Origin of the sequence: Azospirillum tabaci, from assembly GCF_014596085.1 — a bacterium.
Taxonomy (GTDB): Bacteria; Pseudomonadota; Alphaproteobacteria; order Azospirillales; family Azospirillaceae; genus Azospirillum; species Azospirillum tabaci.
On sequence record NZ_JACCJY010000002.1, the window covers coordinates 106,576 to 123,458 of the forward strand.

The 16,883-nt window shown below is 67.2% G+C and carries 18 protein-coding genes; 12 read left to right on the top strand and 6 right to left on the bottom strand.

Going from position 1 to position 16,883, the window contains the following annotated elements:
- Positions 1–18: 18 nt before the first annotated feature.
- Positions 19–894 (bottom strand): 4-hydroxy-tetrahydrodipicolinate synthase, encoded by an 876-nt coding sequence (gene dapA / locus H0B54_RS03660; protein WP_094302149.1) that lies wholly within the window; start codon positions 892–894, stop codon positions 19–21.
- Positions 895–972: 78 nt separating this feature from the next.
- Between dapA and H0B54_RS03665 the strand changes: the two genes are divergently transcribed.
- Both H0B54_RS03665 and H0B54_RS03670 read left to right on the top strand, forming a co-directional pair.
- Positions 973–2,937: a lytic transglycosylase domain-containing protein gene (locus tag H0B54_RS03665; RefSeq protein WP_188259283.1), complete on the top strand. Its 1,965-nt coding sequence runs from the start codon at positions 973–975 to the stop codon at positions 2,935–2,937.
- 263 nt (positions 2,938–3,200) lie between these two features.
- The gene (locus H0B54_RS03670) at positions 3,201–3,428 is read left to right on the top strand and encodes a hypothetical protein (RefSeq protein ID WP_094302151.1); all 228 of its coding nucleotides are present in this window, start codon (positions 3,201–3,203) and stop codon (positions 3,426–3,428) included.
- Between the two features lie 49 nt (positions 3,429–3,477).
- Here the strand turns inward: H0B54_RS03670 and mltG are convergent, their stop codons facing one another.
- The 5 genes from mltG to fabD form a co-directional block, all read right to left on the bottom strand.
- A complete protein-coding gene (mltG, locus tag H0B54_RS03675; protein WP_188259284.1) occupies positions 3,478–4,479 on the bottom strand; it encodes an endolytic transglycosylase MltG in 1,002 nt (333 codons plus the stop codon).
- Positions 4,480–4,505: 26 nt separating this feature from the next.
- Positions 4,506–5,768, bottom strand: a complete 1,263-nt coding sequence (fabF, locus tag H0B54_RS03680; protein WP_094302153.1) for a beta-ketoacyl-ACP synthase II — start codon at positions 5,766–5,768, stop codon at positions 4,506–4,508.
- A gap of 87 nt (positions 5,769–5,855) precedes the next feature.
- Complete coding sequence (locus H0B54_RS03685; protein ID WP_014240383.1) at positions 5,856–6,095, bottom strand: acyl carrier protein; 240 nt, start codon at positions 6,093–6,095, stop codon at positions 5,856–5,858.
- Between the two features lie 169 nt (positions 6,096–6,264).
- Positions 6,265–7,002: a 3-oxoacyl-[acyl-carrier-protein] reductase gene (gene fabG / locus H0B54_RS03690; RefSeq protein ID WP_014240382.1), complete on the bottom strand. Its 738-nt coding sequence runs from the start codon at positions 7,000–7,002 to the stop codon at positions 6,265–6,267.
- An 8-nt stretch (positions 7,003–7,010) separates the two neighbouring features.
- On the bottom strand, positions 7,011–7,967 hold the full coding sequence (fabD, locus tag H0B54_RS03695; RefSeq protein WP_188259285.1) for an ACP S-malonyltransferase: 957 nt from the start codon (positions 7,965–7,967) through the stop codon (positions 7,011–7,013).
- 393 nt (positions 7,968–8,360) lie between these two features.
- On the opposite strand from fabD, the gene rpsF reads away from it, so the two are divergent.
- The 10 genes from rpsF (at position 8,361) to H0B54_RS03745 (ending at position 16,881) form a co-directional block, all read left to right on the top strand.
- Positions 8,361–8,798 carry a 30S ribosomal protein S6 gene (gene rpsF / locus H0B54_RS03700; RefSeq protein WP_035673612.1) on the top strand — a complete coding sequence of 146 codons (438 nt, stop codon included), beginning with the start codon at positions 8,361–8,363 and terminating at the stop codon, positions 8,796–8,798.
- Positions 8,799–9,071, top strand: coding sequence for a 30S ribosomal protein S18 (rpsR, locus tag H0B54_RS03705; protein ID WP_014240379.1), 273 nt, complete (start codon positions 8,799–8,801; stop codon positions 9,069–9,071).
- A gap of 34 nt (positions 9,072–9,105) precedes the next feature.
- Positions 9,106–10,062: a DUF2232 domain-containing protein gene (locus tag H0B54_RS03710; RefSeq protein WP_188259286.1), complete on the top strand. Its 957-nt coding sequence runs from the start codon at positions 9,106–9,108 to the stop codon at positions 10,060–10,062.
- Positions 10,062–10,628, top strand: a complete 567-nt coding sequence (rplI, locus tag H0B54_RS03715) for a 50S ribosomal protein L9 (RefSeq protein WP_094302156.1) — start codon at positions 10,062–10,064, stop codon at positions 10,626–10,628. The genes H0B54_RS03710 and rplI overlap by 1 nt, the downstream gene beginning before the upstream one ends.
- Positions 10,629–10,886: 258 nt before the next feature.
- Positions 10,887–12,140 carry a cyclopropane fatty acid synthase gene (locus H0B54_RS03720; RefSeq protein ID WP_188259287.1) on the top strand — a complete coding sequence of 418 codons (1,254 nt, stop codon included), beginning with the start codon at positions 10,887–10,889 and terminating at the stop codon, positions 12,138–12,140.
- A 182-nt stretch (positions 12,141–12,322) separates the two neighbouring features.
- A complete protein-coding gene (locus tag H0B54_RS03725; protein ID WP_137138576.1) occupies positions 12,323–13,855 on the top strand; it encodes a replicative DNA helicase in 1,533 nt (510 codons plus the stop codon).
- Complete coding sequence (gene alr / locus H0B54_RS03730) at positions 13,833–14,969, top strand: alanine racemase (RefSeq protein WP_188259288.1); 1,137 nt, start codon at positions 13,833–13,835, stop codon at positions 14,967–14,969. The genes H0B54_RS03725 and alr overlap by 23 nt, the downstream gene beginning before the upstream one ends.
- Positions 14,969–15,745 carry an MlaE family ABC transporter permease gene (locus tag H0B54_RS03735; protein ID WP_094302160.1) on the top strand — a complete coding sequence of 259 codons (777 nt, stop codon included), beginning with the start codon at positions 14,969–14,971 and terminating at the stop codon, positions 15,743–15,745. Before alr ends, H0B54_RS03735 begins: the two co-directional genes overlap by 1 nt.
- Before the next feature lie 22 nt (positions 15,746–15,767).
- On the top strand, positions 15,768–16,559 hold the full coding sequence (locus H0B54_RS03740) for an ABC transporter ATP-binding protein (RefSeq protein ID WP_246472308.1): 792 nt from the start codon (positions 15,768–15,770) through the stop codon (positions 16,557–16,559).
- A 103-nt stretch (positions 16,560–16,662) separates the two neighbouring features.
- Positions 16,663–16,881 (top strand): hypothetical protein, encoded by a 219-nt coding sequence (locus H0B54_RS03745; RefSeq protein ID WP_188259289.1) that lies wholly within the window; start codon positions 16,663–16,665, stop codon positions 16,879–16,881.
- Positions 16,882–16,883 lie beyond the last annotated feature (2 nt).

Sequence of the window (16,883 nt, forward strand, 5' to 3'; positions counted from 1 at the left end):
GCGGGGTGCTGCCGTCCCTTAGGACAGCAGCCCGGCCTTCTTCATCGCGTCGCGGACGGTGGTCCGCGTGCTCTCCGACGCGGCGACCAGCGGCAGGCGAACCTCGTCCGAGGACTTGCCGAGCAGGCTGGCGGCGTATTTCACCGGGGCCGGGCTCGTCTCCACGAACATGGAATCGTGCAGCGGGGTCAGCAGGTCGCGGTACTTGTAGGCGGTGGCGAGATCGCCCTTCCGCCAGGCGTCCTGCATCGCGGCGCACTGGGCCGGCGCGATGTTCGCCGTCACCGAGATGCAGCCGACGCCGCCCTGCGCGTTGAAGGCCAGCGCCGTCGCGTCCTCGCCCGAGAGCTGGATGAAGTCGGGACCGACCTCCTGCAGCAGGCGGACCGGGCGGGCCAGATCCGCCGTGGCGTCCTTCACGCCGATGATGTTCGGCAGCTTGGCGAGGCGGGCCATCGTTGCCACCGACATATCCACAACACTGCGGCCGGGAATGTTGTAGATAACGATCGGCAAATCCGCCGCGTCATGGATCGCTTTGAAATGCTGGTACAGACCTTCTTGCGTCGGCTTGTTGTAATAGGGCGTGACGACCAGCGCCGCGGTGGCGCCGGCCTTCTTGGCGTGCTGGGTCAGCGAGATCGCCTCCTCGGTGGAGTTCGACCCGGTGCCTGCGACGACCGGAACCTTCCCGCCCGCGGCCTCGATGCACAGCTCGACGACCCGGTTGTGCTCCTCGTGGGAGAGGGTGGGCGACTCGCCCGTGGTGCCGCACGGAACGAGACCGTGGGTGCCCTGCGCAACCTGCCACTCGACGAAGGACTGGAAGGCGGCCTCGTCCACTTTCCCGTTTTTAAACGGGGTCAAAAGAGCGACGATGGAACCGTACAACATGCCTGCCACCTCCGACGGACTTCAAGAAAAGTGTCGCGCACCTTAGCCGCACCCGTTCCCCCGAGCAAGAGCGCCCGGATGATCATCCGACATGCCACCCGTTCCGCGATCGCCGCCGCGCTGCTGGGGCTGATCGTGCTGGCCCAGCCCGCCGGGGCGGCCAGCCTGACGGCGCAGGACCTCGCCGTCTACCGGCAGGCCTTCAAGGCCGCCGACAACGACCGGCACGACGAGGCGCTGCGCCTCGCCGCCCAGGCCTCCAACAAGTTGCCGGCCAAGGTGATCCGCTGGATGGCCCTGGCGACTCCCGGCGGCGGCAGCTTCGACGAGATCGCCGCCTTCATCCGCGAGAACGGCGACTGGCCCAACCAGGCGCAGCTTCGCCGTCAGGCGGAAAAGGCGATGCCCATCGACCTGGACGAGGACCGGGTGCTCGCCTGGTTCAAGCAGTACCCGCCCCTGTCCAACGAAGGCTTCATGCGTTACGCCGACACGCTGCTGGCGACCGGCAACGCCGAGCGGGCGGTGCGGATGGTGCGCGACCGCTGGGTGGAGGCGAACTTCACATCCGCGGACGAGGAGCAGTTCCTGGCCCGCTACCGCTCCCACCTGCGCCAGCAAGAGCACAAGGCGCGCATCGACCGCCTGCTGTGGGAGCGCCAGGAATCCGCGGTGCGCCGCATGCTGCCCTTCTTCGATGAAGCCTACGACCTGCTGATCGAGGCGCGGATCGCCCTGGACAGCGACGCCAAGAACGCCGACGCGGCGCTGGCGCGCGTCCCCGCCTCCCTGCGCAACGACCCCGGCCTGCTGTTCGACCGCGCCCGCTACCGCCGCCGCAAGGGCGACGACGCGGGGGCGCTGGAGATCATCGCGCAGGCGCCCAAGGACATGGGCCGCCCGCAGGCCTGGTGGACGGAGCGCCACATCCTGGCCCGCCGCGCCATGGTGAACGGCGACCACAACCTCGCCTACCGTCTGGTGACGGCGCATGGACAGACCGAGGGCAGCGGTGCGGCGGAGGCGGAATTTCTGGCCGGCTTCCTGGCGCTGCGCTTCCTCGACGATCCGTCGAACGCCTTCAACCACTTCCACAAGCTCTACCGCTCCGTCGGCGCGCCGATCAGCAAGGCGCGCGGCGCCTACTGGTGCGGGCGCGCGGCGGAGGCGCTGGGCCAGACGGCGCAGGCCAAGGACTGGTACGCCAAGGCCGCCCAGTATGGGACGACCTTCTACGGCCAGCTCGCCGCCCGCCACGCCGGGAACGGGCGCATCACCCTGCCCGCCGAACCGCGCGTGTCCAACGCCGACGCCACCGCCTTCGAGCGGCGGGAGGTGGTGCGCGTGACCAAGCTGCTGGCGGAGATCGAGGGCAACACCGACGAGCGGGTCACCGCCTTCCTGCGCCGCATCAGCCTCGACGCCAAGGAGCCGGCGGATTACGTGCTGGCCGCCAAGCTGGCCCGCGAGGTCGGGCGCCGCGACCTTGCGGTCGCCGCCGCGAAGGACGCCGCGCAGAACGACGTGTTCCTGGTGGAAGCCGGTTATCCGATGATCGAGAGCCGCCCGTCCGCTCCGGAAATCGCCCTGGTGCACGCCATCATCCGGCAGGAGAGCACCTTCAACACCGGCGTGGTGTCCTCGGCCGGGGCGCGCGGCCTGATGCAGCTCATGCCCGGCACGGCGCAGCTCGTCGCCACCAAGCTGGGCGTCAAGCACGACAACGCCAAGCTGACCAGCGACCCGGACTACAACGTGCGGCTCGGCTCCGCCTATCTGGCGGACATGATCGACCGCTTCAACGGCTCCTACATCATGGCCATCGCCGCCTACAACGCCGGCCCGACCCGCGTGCGCCAATGGATCGAGACCTACGGCGATCCGCGCGGCGAAGCCATCGACGCCGTGGACTGGCTGGAGCTGATCCCGATCTACGAGACCCGCAACTACGTCCAGCGGGTCATGGAGGGCATGCTGGTCTACCGGGCGCGCATCCAGGGCGCCAAGGCGGAGCTGAACCTGGACAAGGAAATTCGGCGATGAAATCCCGGCGGTCCCTTGCCCACATTGGATGAGGGACCGCCGGATCGACCAAAGACGAATATTCGAAAGTCACAAAAGCCGGCTTATCTCTGTCACATACCAAAATCGAAATCGTCCAATTTTTGACGTTTTCGTCTGAAGTGGTAACTCTTCTTCCTGCCCGGAAGATGAATTGCATTTAATCCTCTATTAACCACAAGCCGAGAGAATTCCCACGCACGGACGGACCGTGTTTCTCTTTATTCCGTGATTGGGAGCCTACCATGCCAGCACCGATGGTCGCCGATGAAGTCCGCCAGGCGTGCCGCATCCACGCGCGCCTTTTAGACGCCTTCATCGCCTTGACGGAACAGGAAGTGGCGCAGCTCGCCCCTGGTTTCGCCGAGGAAAGCCTCATGGAATCGCTGGAGAAGATGCGGGCCGCCCGCAAGAGCTACGGCGCGCTGGGCGGTGTCGTCGCCTTGGAGGTGGTGGCGTCGAACGCCGCCTGAGCAACAGGCCTTCCGCTCGGCAGGCCTTCCGTTCGGGAACAGGGGACCGCTAGTCCTGCGGCGTGTCCCCGTTGCCCGCACCCCCGGATTGCCGGCGCTGCACCTCGCGCCACTTGGCGACGTTCCGGTTGTGATCCGGCAAGGTCTTCGCAAAGACGTGCCCACCTCCGCCATCGGCGACGAAATACAGGAAGTCGTGCTTTTCCGGGTGCAGTGCCGCCTGGATGGACGCCCGCCCCGGATTGGCAATCGGCCCCGGTGGAAGCCCCGCCGCGACGTAGGTGTTGTAGGGCGATTCGAACTTCCAATCGTTGCGGGTCAAGGCCCGCCCCAGTTCCCCGCCGCCATCGGTCAGCGCGTAGATCACGGTCGGATCGGACTGGAGCTTCATGCCGCTTTCCAGCCGGTTGACGAAGACGCCCGCCACCTTGGCGCGTTCCGCCGCGACGCCGGTTTCCTTCTCCACGATGGACGCCATGGTCAGCGCCTGCTGCGGAGTCTCGTAGGGCAGATCCGGGCTGCGGTTCTTCCAGGCATCGTTCAGCGCCTGGGTCATCGCGTGCTGCATCCGCTCGACCAGGGCCGAGCGCGCATCGCCGTAGGAATAGTGATAGGTTTCAGGCAGTACGGTGCCGTCCTTCGGAACCGCCTTCAACTCGCCGGTCAGCGCCGGTTCCGCGTCCAGCAGCGCCACCACCTGGGCGGAGGTCAGCCCTTCCGGCACCGTGAAGCGGCGGACCACGGTCTTGCCCTGATGAAGCATCTCCAGGACGCCGTCGACGCTGATTCCCGCCGGGAACGCGTACTCGCCGGCCTTCAGCGGCCCTTGGAGCTTCGCGGCGACCAGGAAGAGGATCGGGGACTCGACGACCCCTGCATCCTCCAGAGTCAGCGCAATGGCTTCCAGCCCGCTCCCACGCGGAATGACGACCGTTTCGGCGTGCTCAAGCGGTCCGGGGGCCATCACGCGGAGGGCACCCCAGAACACCAACCCGCTGCCCGCGGTGAGGACGGTCAACGCCCCCGCCGCGATTCGGAGGCCCCAGCCCATCGGCTGTCTCCGCGATGCTTCGCCGCTCAGGCGAATTCCTTGAAGACCAGGGAGGCGTTGGTGCCGCCAAAGCCGAAGGAGTTCGACAGCGCGGCCCGCACCCGGCGCTCCTGCGCAACCTTCGGAACGAGGTTGACGCCGAGGCAGCTCTCCGAGGGATTCTCAAGGTTCAGCGTCGGCGGCACGAGGCTGTGGTTGATCGCCTTGATCGAGTAGATGGCCTCGACCGCGCCGGCGGCCCCCAGCAGATGACCGATGGCCGACTTGGTGGAGGACATGGCAACGTTGTCCATCGCCGCGCCGAACAGACGCTTCACCGCGCCCAGCTCGATCTCGTCGCCCAGCGGCGTCGAAGTGCCGTGCGCGTTGACGTAGTCGATGTCCGACGGCTCCATCCCGGCCCGCTTCAGCGCGTTGCGCATGGCGCGGAAGCCGCCGTTGCCGTCCTCCGCCGGGGCGGAGATGTGGTAGGCGTCGCCGGACATGCCGTAGCCGACCACTTCGGCGTAGATATGGGCGCCGCGCTTCTTGGCGTGCTCCAGCTCCTCAAGGACGACGACACCGGCGCCCTCGCCGATCACGAAGCCGTCACGGTCCTTGTCGTAGGGACGCGACGCCTTCTCCGGCGTGTCGTTGAAATTCGTGGACAGGGCGCGCATGGCGGCGAAACCGCCGACGCCCAGGCGGCTGACCGCCGCTTCCGTGCCGCCCGCGACCATCACGTCCGCATCACCCAGCATGATCAGGCGCGAGGCATCGCCGATGGCGTGCGCGCCGGTCGAGCAGGCCGTGACCACCGCGTGGTTCGGGCCTTTGAAGCCGTGCTGGATGGAGATGTGACCGGACGCCAGATTGATGAGGCAGGCCGGAATGAAGAAGGGGGAAATGCGGCGCGGGCCCTTTTCGGCCAGGGTGACCGCACCCTCGGCGATGCCCGGCAGACCGCCGATGCCCGAGCCCACCATGACGCCGGTGAGTTCGCGCTCTTCCTCGGTCTGGGGAACCCAGCCGGAATCCTTGATCGCTTCGTGGGCGGCGGCGATGGCGAAGATGATGAAATCATCCATCTTCCGCTGGTCCTTCGGCGGAACGAAGGCATCGGGGTTGAACAACCCGTCGCCATCCCCGCGCGGAACCTGCCCGGCAACTTTCGAGGCCAAGTCGGAGGCGTCAAAACCCGTGATGGCGCGGATGCCCGATTGGCTGGCGGTCAAACGCTCCCAGTTGAGCTTGTGGCCGACACCGAGCGGCGTGACCAGACCAAGGCCGGTAACGACGACACGTCTCATGGGGTATTCCTTGACCTTTCCTCGGAAAACTCAGCGACGGCCAGGCCACTTTGAAAAGCTGCCTGGCCCTCTTGCGCCAGCGCCTGATCAGGCGGCGGCGTTCGCCTTGATGAAGTCGATGGCGTCCTTCACCGTCAGAATCTTCTCGGCGGCGTCGTCCGGAATCTCGCAGCCGAACTCTTCCTCGAAAGCCATAACCAGCTCGACCGTGTCGAGGCTGTCGGCGCCGAGATCGTCGATGAAGGAGGCGTTCTCCGTCACCTTCGACTCCTCGACCCCGAGGTGGTCCACAACGATCTTCTTAACGCGCTCGGCGACATCGCTCATTTTTTAAGACCTTCCAATCCTTGAGACCGCTCGGGCGAATTCGGCCGGCTCAACACGCGGCTGCGTGCCTTCCTGCCACAAAAAGCCCCGTCCGATAACACATTTTTACAGCCTTGACCAGCGCCCGCGGGAGCCGGTCCGAACCTGTGGTTCAGGCAGCGAATCCGCCTCAGATCATGGCCATGCCGCCGTTGATGTGCAGCGTCTGGCCGGTGACATAGGCGGCCTCATCGCTCGCCAGGTACACGACTCCGGCGGCGATTTCCCCCGGCTCGCCCATGCGGCCGGAAGGAATGGCGGTGAGCAGCTTGTCCTTCTGCTCGGAATTCAGGGCGTCGGTCATCGCCGTGGTGATGAAACCCGGCGCGACGCAGTTCACGGTGATGCCGCGCGACGCGACCTCCGCGGCCAGCGACTTCGACATGCCGATCATGCCGGCCTTCGAGGCGGCGTAGTTGGCCTGGCCGGGGTTGCCGGTGACGCCGACGATCGAAGTGATGCCGATGATGCGGCCCCAGCGGCGCTTCATCATGCCGCGCAGCACGGCGCGCGACAGGCGGAAGGCGGCGGTCAAGTTGACGTCCAGCACCGACTGCCAGTCGTCGTCCTTCATGCGCATGGCCAGTTGGTCGCGGGTCAGGCCGGCGTTGTTCACCAGAATGTCGATCTGGCCGAGAGCGGCCTCCGCATCCTTGGCGAGCTGCTCGGTCCCGGCGGCGTCGGCGAGGTTGCCGGGCACCACCAGGGCGCGCTCGCCCAGCTCGGCGGCGAGCGCCTCCAGCGGGGCGACGCGGGTGCCGGACAGGGCGACGGTGGCGCCCTGCGCGTGCAGCGCGCGGGCGATCTGCGCCCCGATGCCACCCGAGGCGCCGGTGACCAGCGCCTTCTTTCCGGTCAGGTCGAACATGGAATGCCTCACAGGGTCTTCAGGAACGATTCGACGTCGGCCGGGCCCTGAACGGAGGTGCCGGCCAATTCCTTGTCGATGCGCTTGGCGAGACCCGACAGCACCTTGCCGGAGCCGAGTTCGACCAGCGTGTCGACGCCCTGCTCCTTCATATAGAGCACGCTCTCGCGCCAGCGAACCATGCCGGTCACCTGCTCCACCAGAAGGCGGCGGATCTCGTTGGGATCCGACACGGCGGTCGCGGTCACGTTGGCGACCACCGGAACCGCCGGCGCGCCGATCGTCACGTTGGCCAGGGCCTCGGCCATGGCGTCGGCGGCGGGCTGCATCAGCGGGCAATGGAAGGGCGCGCTCACCGGCAGGCGCACGGTGCGCTTCAGCCCGCGCTCCGCCGCGATCACGATGGCACGGTCGATGGCCTCGGCGTGGCCGGAGATCACCACCTGCCCCGACGAGTTGTCGTTGGCGACGGTGCAGACCTCGGTCTGGCCCGCGGGAGTCTTGGCGGCATCGGCGGCGATCGCCTGGGCCTGCTCCAGCTCGGCGCCCAGCAGGGCGGCCATGGCGCCCTGCCCGACCGGCACGGCCTTCTGCATCGCCTGCCCGCGCAGCTTCAGCAGGCGCGCGGTGTCGGCCAGCGTGAAGGCGCCGGCGGCGCACAGGGCCGAATACTCGCCGAGCGAATGGCCGGCGACGAAGGCCGCGTGCTTGGTCAGGTCGAGCCCGCCCTGGTCCTTCAGCACCCGCAGGACGGCGACGCTGACGGCCATCAGGGCCGGCTGGGCGTTCTCGGTCAGCGTCAGGTCGGCCTCGGGGCCTTCGAACATCAGGCGGGACAGGCGCTGGTTCAGCGCGTCGTCCACCTCTTCAAAGGTGAGCCGCGCGACCTCGAACGCCTCGGCCAGCTCACGGCCCATGCCGACGGCTTGGCTGCCCTGGCCCGGAAAGACGAACGCCCTGGTCATGCTGTCTGGGAACCCTAGTAAAAAGGCGCGCCACCCGCGGCGCTGCCGTTGAATTCGGCGACAGTCATACCCGGCCTTTCGGGCAAGTCAAGCGATGCTCAACGTTGAAGGGCTGGAATTGGTGCCTTTCTGTTGCTTTTCCGGCGTTTTTTCATTGCTGCGATGCAAAGGCGAATGGAAAGAAGGGCCATTCCAAGGCACATCGAAGGCGGCGGCACCGGAATCGCCGGCCGGCTCATGTTTCCGCTTGTCGGATTAGGGCTTTTGTGCATACTGCGCCGCTTCATAACTCCTTGCCGGCGGCCCGCGTGCCACCGGCTAGGCCCGGGCGGCTGATCCCATCCATAGGGGAAGGGGCGCAGCGCCGGACCATGAACAGCCATGGGGAGTACGATGGCTCTTTACGAGTGCGTGCTGATCGCGCGCCAGGACATCTCGGCCGCCCAGGCCGAGCAGCTCGGCGAGCAGTTCGCCCAGATCATTCGCGACAACGGCGGCCAGGTCGCCAAGACCGAATACTGGGGTCTGAAGACGCTCACCTACAAGATCAAGAAGAACCGCAAGGGTCACTACACCCTGTTCAACCTTGACGCCCCCGCCGCCGCCGTCCTCGAGATGGAGCGCAACATGGGCATCAACGAGGACGTGCTGCGCTTCATGACCGTCCGCGTCGATGCGCTGGACGCCAACCCGTCGGTGATGATGCAGAGCCGCGGTGAGCGTGGTGACCGCGGCGACCGCGGTGACCGTGGCCCGCGCCGCTTCGACGATCGTGGCCCGCGCCCGCCGCGCCGCCAGGAGCCCACCGTTGCCGAAGGGGAGAACGCCTAAATGTCCGACAAGCAGACCTCGGGCGCTCCGGCCCGCACCGGTGGCGGTCCCCGCCGTCCGTTCTTCCGCCGCCGCAAGACCTGCCCGTTCTCGGGCGCGAACGCCCCGGCGATCGACTACAAGGACGTCAAGCTCCTGTCCCGCTTCATCTCCGAGCGTGGCAAGATCGTGCCGAGCCGCATCACCGCGGTTTCCGCGAAGAAGCAGCGCGAACTCGCCCGCGCCATCAAGCGCGCCCGTTTCCTGGCCCTGCTTCCCTACGTGGTGAAGTAAGGACCCGAAGCGGACAACAGGCAAAGGTAATCCCATGGCCTCGCCCCTGGCCGCCCCTCTGGCGGCTGCCATCGGTGTCGGCGTGGTCAGCGCGTTTTTCTACCTCGCCGTTCTGTTCGGCGGGTTCGGGGCGCTGATCCTGGGCTATCTGGCGCCGTTGCCACTGTTCCTCGCGGGACTGTGGCTCGGCTCCACCGCTTCCCTTCTCGCCGGTGCGGCGGGGACGGTGGCGGTCCTGGCGGTGTCGTCCAGCCTTATGGTGTCTCTCGCCTATCTGGTGACCGCGGCTGTCCCGGTCATTCTGGTGGTGCGGCAGGCGCTGCTGGCACGGGCGGCTCCCGACGGGAGTGTGGAATGGTATCCTCCGGGCCGGCTCCTGATGGCGCTGACCGGAATGGGACTGGCGGGCCTTCTGGGCGCCGCGGTTCTGACGCTCGATCAGCCCGGCGGGCTGGAGGGCGCGGTGCGGGAAACGCTGGGCCGCATGGCGGACCAGATGTTCTCCGCGCAGGGCCAGCAGGCCCCGGACCCGCAGGACATCTGGATGGCCGAGGTGTTGCCGGGCTTCGCGGTGATCTCATGGCTCGTCATGACGATCGTGAACGGAGCCCTGGCGCAGGGTGCCCTGATGCGGTTCGGCCGCAACCAGCGCCCCGCCATGCGGTTGGACGACCTGGAACTGCCGGGGTGGCTCTCCACCGCGTTCCTGGCGGCCCTGGTGGTGGCCTCCCTGGCGCCGGACCCGGTCGGGTTCCTCGCGGTCAACGCCGCGCTGATCCTGGCCTTGCCGTTCGCCTTTGCCGGGCTTTCGGTGGTGCATGTGTTCGCCCGGAGCCGATCGGCCAAGCTGCCGATCCTCATCGGGTTCTACATGTTCCTGTTTCTTTTCGGTTGGCCGATCGTGCTGATGGTCGGTCTGGGCATGATCGAGCAATGGATTGGGCTGCGTCGCCGTCTCCGGCCCGCCGGCCCCGATCAGGAGGACGAGTGATGGAAGTTATTCTGCTGGAGCGGGTCGAGAAGCTCGGCCAGATGGGCCAGGTCGTGAAGGTGCGTCCCGGCTTCGCCCGCAACTATCTGCTGCCGCAGAAGAAGGCCATGCGCGCCACCAAGGCGAACATGGCGTTCTTCGAGAAGCAGAAGGCCCACCTGGAGGCCGTCAACCTGGAGCGCCGCAAGGACGCCGAGCAGGTGGCCGCCAAGATGAACGACGTGACGGTCGTCGTGATCCGTCAGGCCGGCGAGACCGGCGTGCTGTACGGTTCGGTGACGCCGCGCGACGTCGCGGACGCCCTTGACGCCGCCGGCTACAAGGTCGACCGCAAGCAGGTGTCGATCGAGACCCCGATCAAGACGCTGGGCCTGTTCAAGCTGCGCGTCGTCCTGCACCCCGAGGTGAGCGTCTCCGTCACGGTGAACGTCGCCCGCTCGCAGGAAGAGGCCGAGCTGCAGCTCTCCCGCGGCGGCATGGTCACCGCGGCCGACCTGCGCGACGACGAGGATGAGATCGAGGAGGCCGCCGAGGCCACCGAGGCCGAGGTTTCCGAGGAGGGCTGACCGCCCGCTCAACGAGACCAGTCCGCTCGTCCGGAAGCCGCCCGCCCCTCAAGGGGGCGAGGCGGCTTTTCCGCTTTATAGGCCTGCAACGCCCAGCTCCCCCATCAGGCTCCCCATCCGGATGCGCCGGACGCCCCGTCCCCTGCCCCGTCCGACAGATTGCCTCCCTCCGCTCCAAACCCCGACTCTGGTTTCCGGTGATTCGCTTGCGGCGAAGGAACCAGACCGAGTCGTGTTCGACCGATGCGGAGACGCGCGATGCTGCTAGCCCGCCTGCTCAGCCCGGCCTTGACCGCCGGCGCCCTGGACATCGTCGGTGCCGATGGTCGCAGACACCGGGTGGGGGTCGGCACCCCTTCCCTCACGCTGCGCCTGCACGACAAGGCTCTGCACCGCGACCTCGTGGTGAACCCGCGGCTTCGATTCGGGGAAGCCTACATGGAGGGCCGCCTCTCCATCGAGGGCGGCTCAATATACGATTTCCTGGCGCTGCTGTGCGCCGGGACGGAGAATGTCCAGGGCTTTCTGGGCCGTCTCCGGGAAACCCTCTCCCCCGCTCTGCGTCTCGCCCAACAGAACAATCCGCTGAGGCGGTCGCGGCGCAACGTCGCCCATCATTACGACCTGTCTCGGGCATTCTTCGAGCTGTTTCTCGACCGTGATATGCAATATTCCTGCGCCTATTTCACCGCGCCCGGCGTCGGGCTGGACGAGGCGCAGGAGGCCAAGAAGCGGCACATCGCGGCGAAGCTGCTGCTCCAGCCGGGCATGCGGGTCCTCGACGTCGGCTGCGGCTGGGGCGGCATGGCGCTCTATCTCGCCCGCATGACCGGTGCCCAGGTCACCGGAATCACCTTGTCCGCCGAACAACTTGCCATCGCGCGGGAGCGGGCGGCCCTTACCGGGCTGTCGGGGCGGGTCCGGTTCGAACGGCGCGACTACCGGGAGATGGAGGGGCGCTTCGACCGCATCGTCTCGGTCGGCATGTTCGAGCATGTCGGCGTGCCCCATTATCCGGCCTTCTTCGCCAAGCTGCGCGACCTGCTGGCCGAGGACGGGGTGGCGCTGCTTCATTCCATCGGCCGGTCCGAGGGGCCTGGCTCAACCAACCCATGGTTCCGCAAGTACATCTTCCCAGGCGGCTACTCGCCCGCACTGTCGGAGGTGATCCCGGCGGTGGAGAAGGCTGGGCTGTGGAACACCGACATCGAAATCCTGCGCCTCCACTACGCCGAGACGCTGCGCCACTGGCGGGAACGCTTCGCGGCCCGGCGGGAGGACGCCCGCGCCCTGTACGACGAACGCTTTTGCCGGATGTGGGAGTTCTATCTGGCGGGGGCGGAGATCAGCTTCCGCTACCAGGGGCACATGGTTTTCCAAATGCAACTGGCCCGCTCGCAGGGCGCCGTTCCGCTCGTCCGCGATTATATGCATCGCACCGAAACGGCCCTGACCTGCGCCGTGCCACCGCCCTTGCGGACGGGTCGGATCATCGGCGCCAACAACTCTTGACCCGAGGCGTTCGCGCCACATCGACACACAGAGTTTACCAAAGCCCAACACGTTGATGTGACATTGGAATTTGCCATTGCCCCCAGCTTTCACCGGCTGTGGATGAAAGTTACTCACAGGAATGTGGGTATCCTTAACCCGATCGCACAGCTTTGCGTCCCGCCCTTTGCTAAAGTGCCGCCATGGATGACAAGACCACCCAGCTTTTCGAGCCGCGCCCCCTCGACGGCGGGCTGTCCCGTGCCGGTGCCGCGAAGCCCACGGCGGAATACCGCACGCCGCCGCACAACGAGGAGGCGGAACAGGCGCTCCTCGGCGCCATCCTGGTGAACAACAAGGCGTATGAGAAGGTCGGCGAGTTCCTGCGCGCCGAGCATTTCTACGACCCGGCGCACCAACGCATCTTCTCGGCCATCGCCAAGATGGTGGAGCGCGGCCAGATCGCCAATCCGGTGACTCTGAAGGCCTACTTCGACAACGACGTCGAGCTGGCGCCGGACGGCGGCGCCGGCTATCTCGCGCAGCTCGCCGCCAACGTCGTGACGGTGGTCAACGCGGGCGATTACGGCAAGACGATCCACGACCTCTTCCTGCGCCGGCAGTTGATCGAGGTCGGCACGGATATGGTGAACGAGGCGTACCAGCACGACCTCGACATCGACGCCATGGACCAGATCGAGACGGCGGAGAAGCAGCTGTTCGACCTCGCCTCGACCGGCGACGTGCGCGGCGGCTTCATCGCCTTCTCCGAGTCGCTGAAGGCGGCGATCGCCACGGCGGAGACGGCCTTCCGGCGGTCCAGCCACGTCACCGGCGTGACCACCGGCCTGCGCGACATGGACCGCAAGCTGGGCGGCCTGCATCCGTCGGACCTCATCATCCTCGCCGGGCGCCCCTCCATGGGCAAGACGGCGCTGGCGACCAACATCGCCTTCAACGCCGCCAAGGCGCACATGCGCACCAACGGCGGCGAGGGCGCGCCGGTCGGCTTCTTCTCGCTGGAAATGTCGGCGGAGCAGCTCGCCACCCGTATCCTGGCCGGCGAGGCCGAGGTGTCGGGCGACAAGATCCGCCGCGGCGAGATCAAGGACAGCGACTTCCCCAAATTCGTGGCGGCCAGCCAGGAACTCAGCCGCGTCCCCTTCTTCGTGGACGACACGCCCGCCCTGACCATCGCCGCGGTGCGCACCCGCTGCCGCCGGCTGAAGCGCACGCACGGGCTGGGCATGGTGGTGGTGGACTATCTCCAGCTCCTGCGCGGCGGCTCGACCAAGGGCAACGAGAACCGCGTGCAGGAAATCTCGGAGATCACCCGCGGCCTGAAGGCCATCGCCAAGGAACTGGAGGTTCCGGTGCTGGCGCTGTCCCAGCTCAGCCGCGCCGTCGAAATGCGCGAGGACAAGCGGCCGCAGCTCGCCGACCTGCGCGAATCGGGCTCCATCGAGCAGGACGCCGACGTCGTGATGTTCGTTTACCGCGAACAGTACTATCTTGAGCGCGCCGAGCCGGCCCGCCGGCCGGAGGAGACGGAGGACAAGTACAACGACCGCTATGCCAACTGGCAGAAGCGCTACGCCGAGGTGCACAACACCGCGGAGGCGATCATCGCCAAGCAGCGCCACGGCCCGATCGGCAGCGTCCGCATGTTCTTCGACGGACAGTTCACGAAATTCGGCGACCTCGACACGACCCATGACTTCGGCCCCACTGAGTGATCCGCTGGCACGCGCCGGCGCCGTCCTGACCATCGACCTCGGCGCCGTGGTCGCCAACTGGACGCAGCTCCGCGACCGGGTGGCGCCCGCCGAATGCGCCGCCGTGGTCAAGGCGAACGCCTATGGCCTAGGGGGGGAGCGGGTCGTTCCGGCGCTGGCCGCCGCCGGCTGCCGGACCTTCGTGGTCGCCCAGTTCGAGGAGGCTTTGGCCGTGCGCGCCGTGGCGCCGGCGGAGGCCCGCGTGCTGTCGCTGGGCGGTCTCCCCGTCGGCACCGCGCCGGACTTCACCGCCCACCGCATCCTGCCGGTGCTGAATCACCTCGGCGATATCGCCGCTTGGCAGTCCCACGCCAAGGCCCACGGAACGGCCTTGCCCGCGGTCGTCCACATCGACACGGGCATGAACCGACTCGGGCTCGGCCCGGACGAGCTGGACACGCTCGTCGACGACCTCTCCCGGCTGGATGGGGTGGACGTCCAGGTCTGGATGACCCACCTCGCCTGCGCCGACGAAGACGCGGTGATGAACAGCCAGCAGCTCGGGCGCTTCCGCTCGGCGGTCGGCCGGCTGCCCGCGGCCAAGGCGAGTTTCGCCAACTCCTCCGGGATCTTCCACGGTCCGGCCTTCCATTTCGACCTCGTGCGGCCCGGCTGCGCGCTGTACGGCGTCAATCCGACGCCCGGCGCGGCCAACCCGATGCGGGGCACCATCCGGCTCGACGCCCGGCTGCTTCAGGTGCGCAACGTTGACAGCCCTATGACCGTTGGCTACGGTGCCACGCACCGCGTTGCGGCGAGAGGCAAAATCGCAACCATCGCAGTGGGTTATGCCGACGGATATCTGCGCTCGCTCAGCGGGCGCGGTCATGTCTTCGTCAACGGCGTGGCCGCCCCGGTGGTTGGGCGTGTTTCGATGGATCTGATCACGGTGGATGTCAGCCACCTTCCCGACGAGGCGGTGACGCCCGGCGGCCTGGTGGAGCTGATCGGTCCGAACCGCCCGGTGGACACCGTGGCGAGCGAGGGCGGAACCATCGGCTACGAGATCCTGACCTCGCTGGGCGCGCGTTACCACAGGGTCTACCGCGACCCGCCGCCGCCTGAGGTCGCTTGATGGGTTTCCTTGCCGCCACCGGACGGGCCTTCCTGATCTTTCTGGAAGCCACCGGAAAGCTCGCCATGTTCACCGCCGCCGCCCTGTCGCACTGCGTGCGTCCGCCGCTCTACCCGCGGCAGATCCTGCGCCAGATGATCGACATCGGTTACTACTCGCTGCCGGTGGTCGGGCTGACCGCGCTGTTCACCGGCATGGTGCTGGCGCTGCAGAGCTATTCCGGCTTTTCCCGCTTCCAGGCGGAGGGCGCCATCGCCACGGTGGTCGCCCTGTCGGTGACGCGCGAGCTGGGGCCGGTGCTGGGCGGCCTGATGGTCGCCGGGCGCATCGGCGCCGCCATGGCCGCCGAGATCGGCACGATGCGCGTGACCGAGCAGATCGACGCGCTGTCGACCCTGTCCACGAACCCCTTCAAGTATCTGGTGGCGCCGCGCCTGATCGCCGGGCTGACCATGCTGCCGCTGCTGGTGCTGGTGGCGGACATCATCGGCGTGTTCGGCGGCTTCCTGGTCGGCGTCTACCGGCTGGACTTCAACCCGGCCTCCTACATCGGCCGGACCTGGGAGTTCCTGGAGCCGGTCGACGTGATCTCCGGCCTCGTCAAGGCGGCGGTGTTCGGTTTCATGGTGTCGCTGATGGGCTGCTACCACGGCTACCATTCGCGCGGCGGCGCCCAGGGCGTGGGTGCGGCGACGACCAACGCGGTGGTGTCGGCCTCCATCCTGATCCTGGTGTGGAACTACCTCATCACCGGCATCTTCTTCTCGACGAAGTGAGCGCAGACCAATGAGCCGAGTCATGTCGCAGGTCCCCCCCGCTCATCCGCCGAAGATTTCGCTGAAGAACGTGCACAAGGCCTTCGGTCCGAAGGTTGTTCTGAACGGCATCGACCTGGAGGTCGGGCGTGGCGAATCGCTGGTCGTCATCGGCGGGTCCGGCACCGGCAAGTCGGTGATGCTGAAATGCATCCTCGGCCTCCTGTCCCCGGACAGCGGTTCCATCCGTGTGGACGGCGAGGAGACGACGAAGCTGCGCCCGCGCGAGCGGGAGAAGCTGCTGCACAAGTTCGGCATGCTGTTCCAGGGCGCCGCCCTGTTCGACAGCCTGAAAGTCTGGGAGAACGTCGCCTTCGGCCTGATCCAGGGCGAGCACATGCCGCGCGCCAAGGCCAAGGACATCGCCATCGCCAAGATGGGGGCCGTCGGCCTCGGTCCGGAGGTGGGCGAGCTGTTCCCTTCGGAGCTGTCGGGCGGCATGCAGAAGCGCGTCGGCCTCGCCCGCGCCATCGCCGACGAGCCGGAGATCATCTTCTTCGACGAGCCGACGACCGGCCTCGACCCGATCATGGCCGACGTGATCAACGAGCTGATCGTGAAGTGCGTGAAGGATCTGGGCGCCACCGCCGTGACCATCACCCACGACATGGCCTCGGCCCGCAAGATCGCCGACCGCGTGGCGATGATCTACCAGGGCCGGATCATCTGGACCGGCCACGCCAACGACATCGACCATTCCGGCAACCCCCACGTGGACCAGTTCGTCCATGGCCGGGGCGAGGGGCCGATCAAGATGCAGGTGCGGGCGCTCTGACGCACCCGATCAACGGTTCGTGCAAAATTAACCGGCCACCCGGTAGGGTCGGCGACGACATACGCCGGCCCCATCAGGCCGGTTTCCCATCGGAGAGACGAGCATGGCGGACATCACCACGAACGGACTGGCCTTCGCGAGCTTCATGCTGAGCGCCAAGATTCTGGAGACGCTCCAGGCCAAGGGTCTGCTGACCAACGAGGAGACGGTGCAGACCATCAAGAGCGCTCACGAGCAGCTCATCAAGAACGACAACCCGCTGTCGCTCGAAGCCGCCGACGCGCTCGCCCATTTCTTCGCCGGTCCGACCGAGGAGAAGTGAGC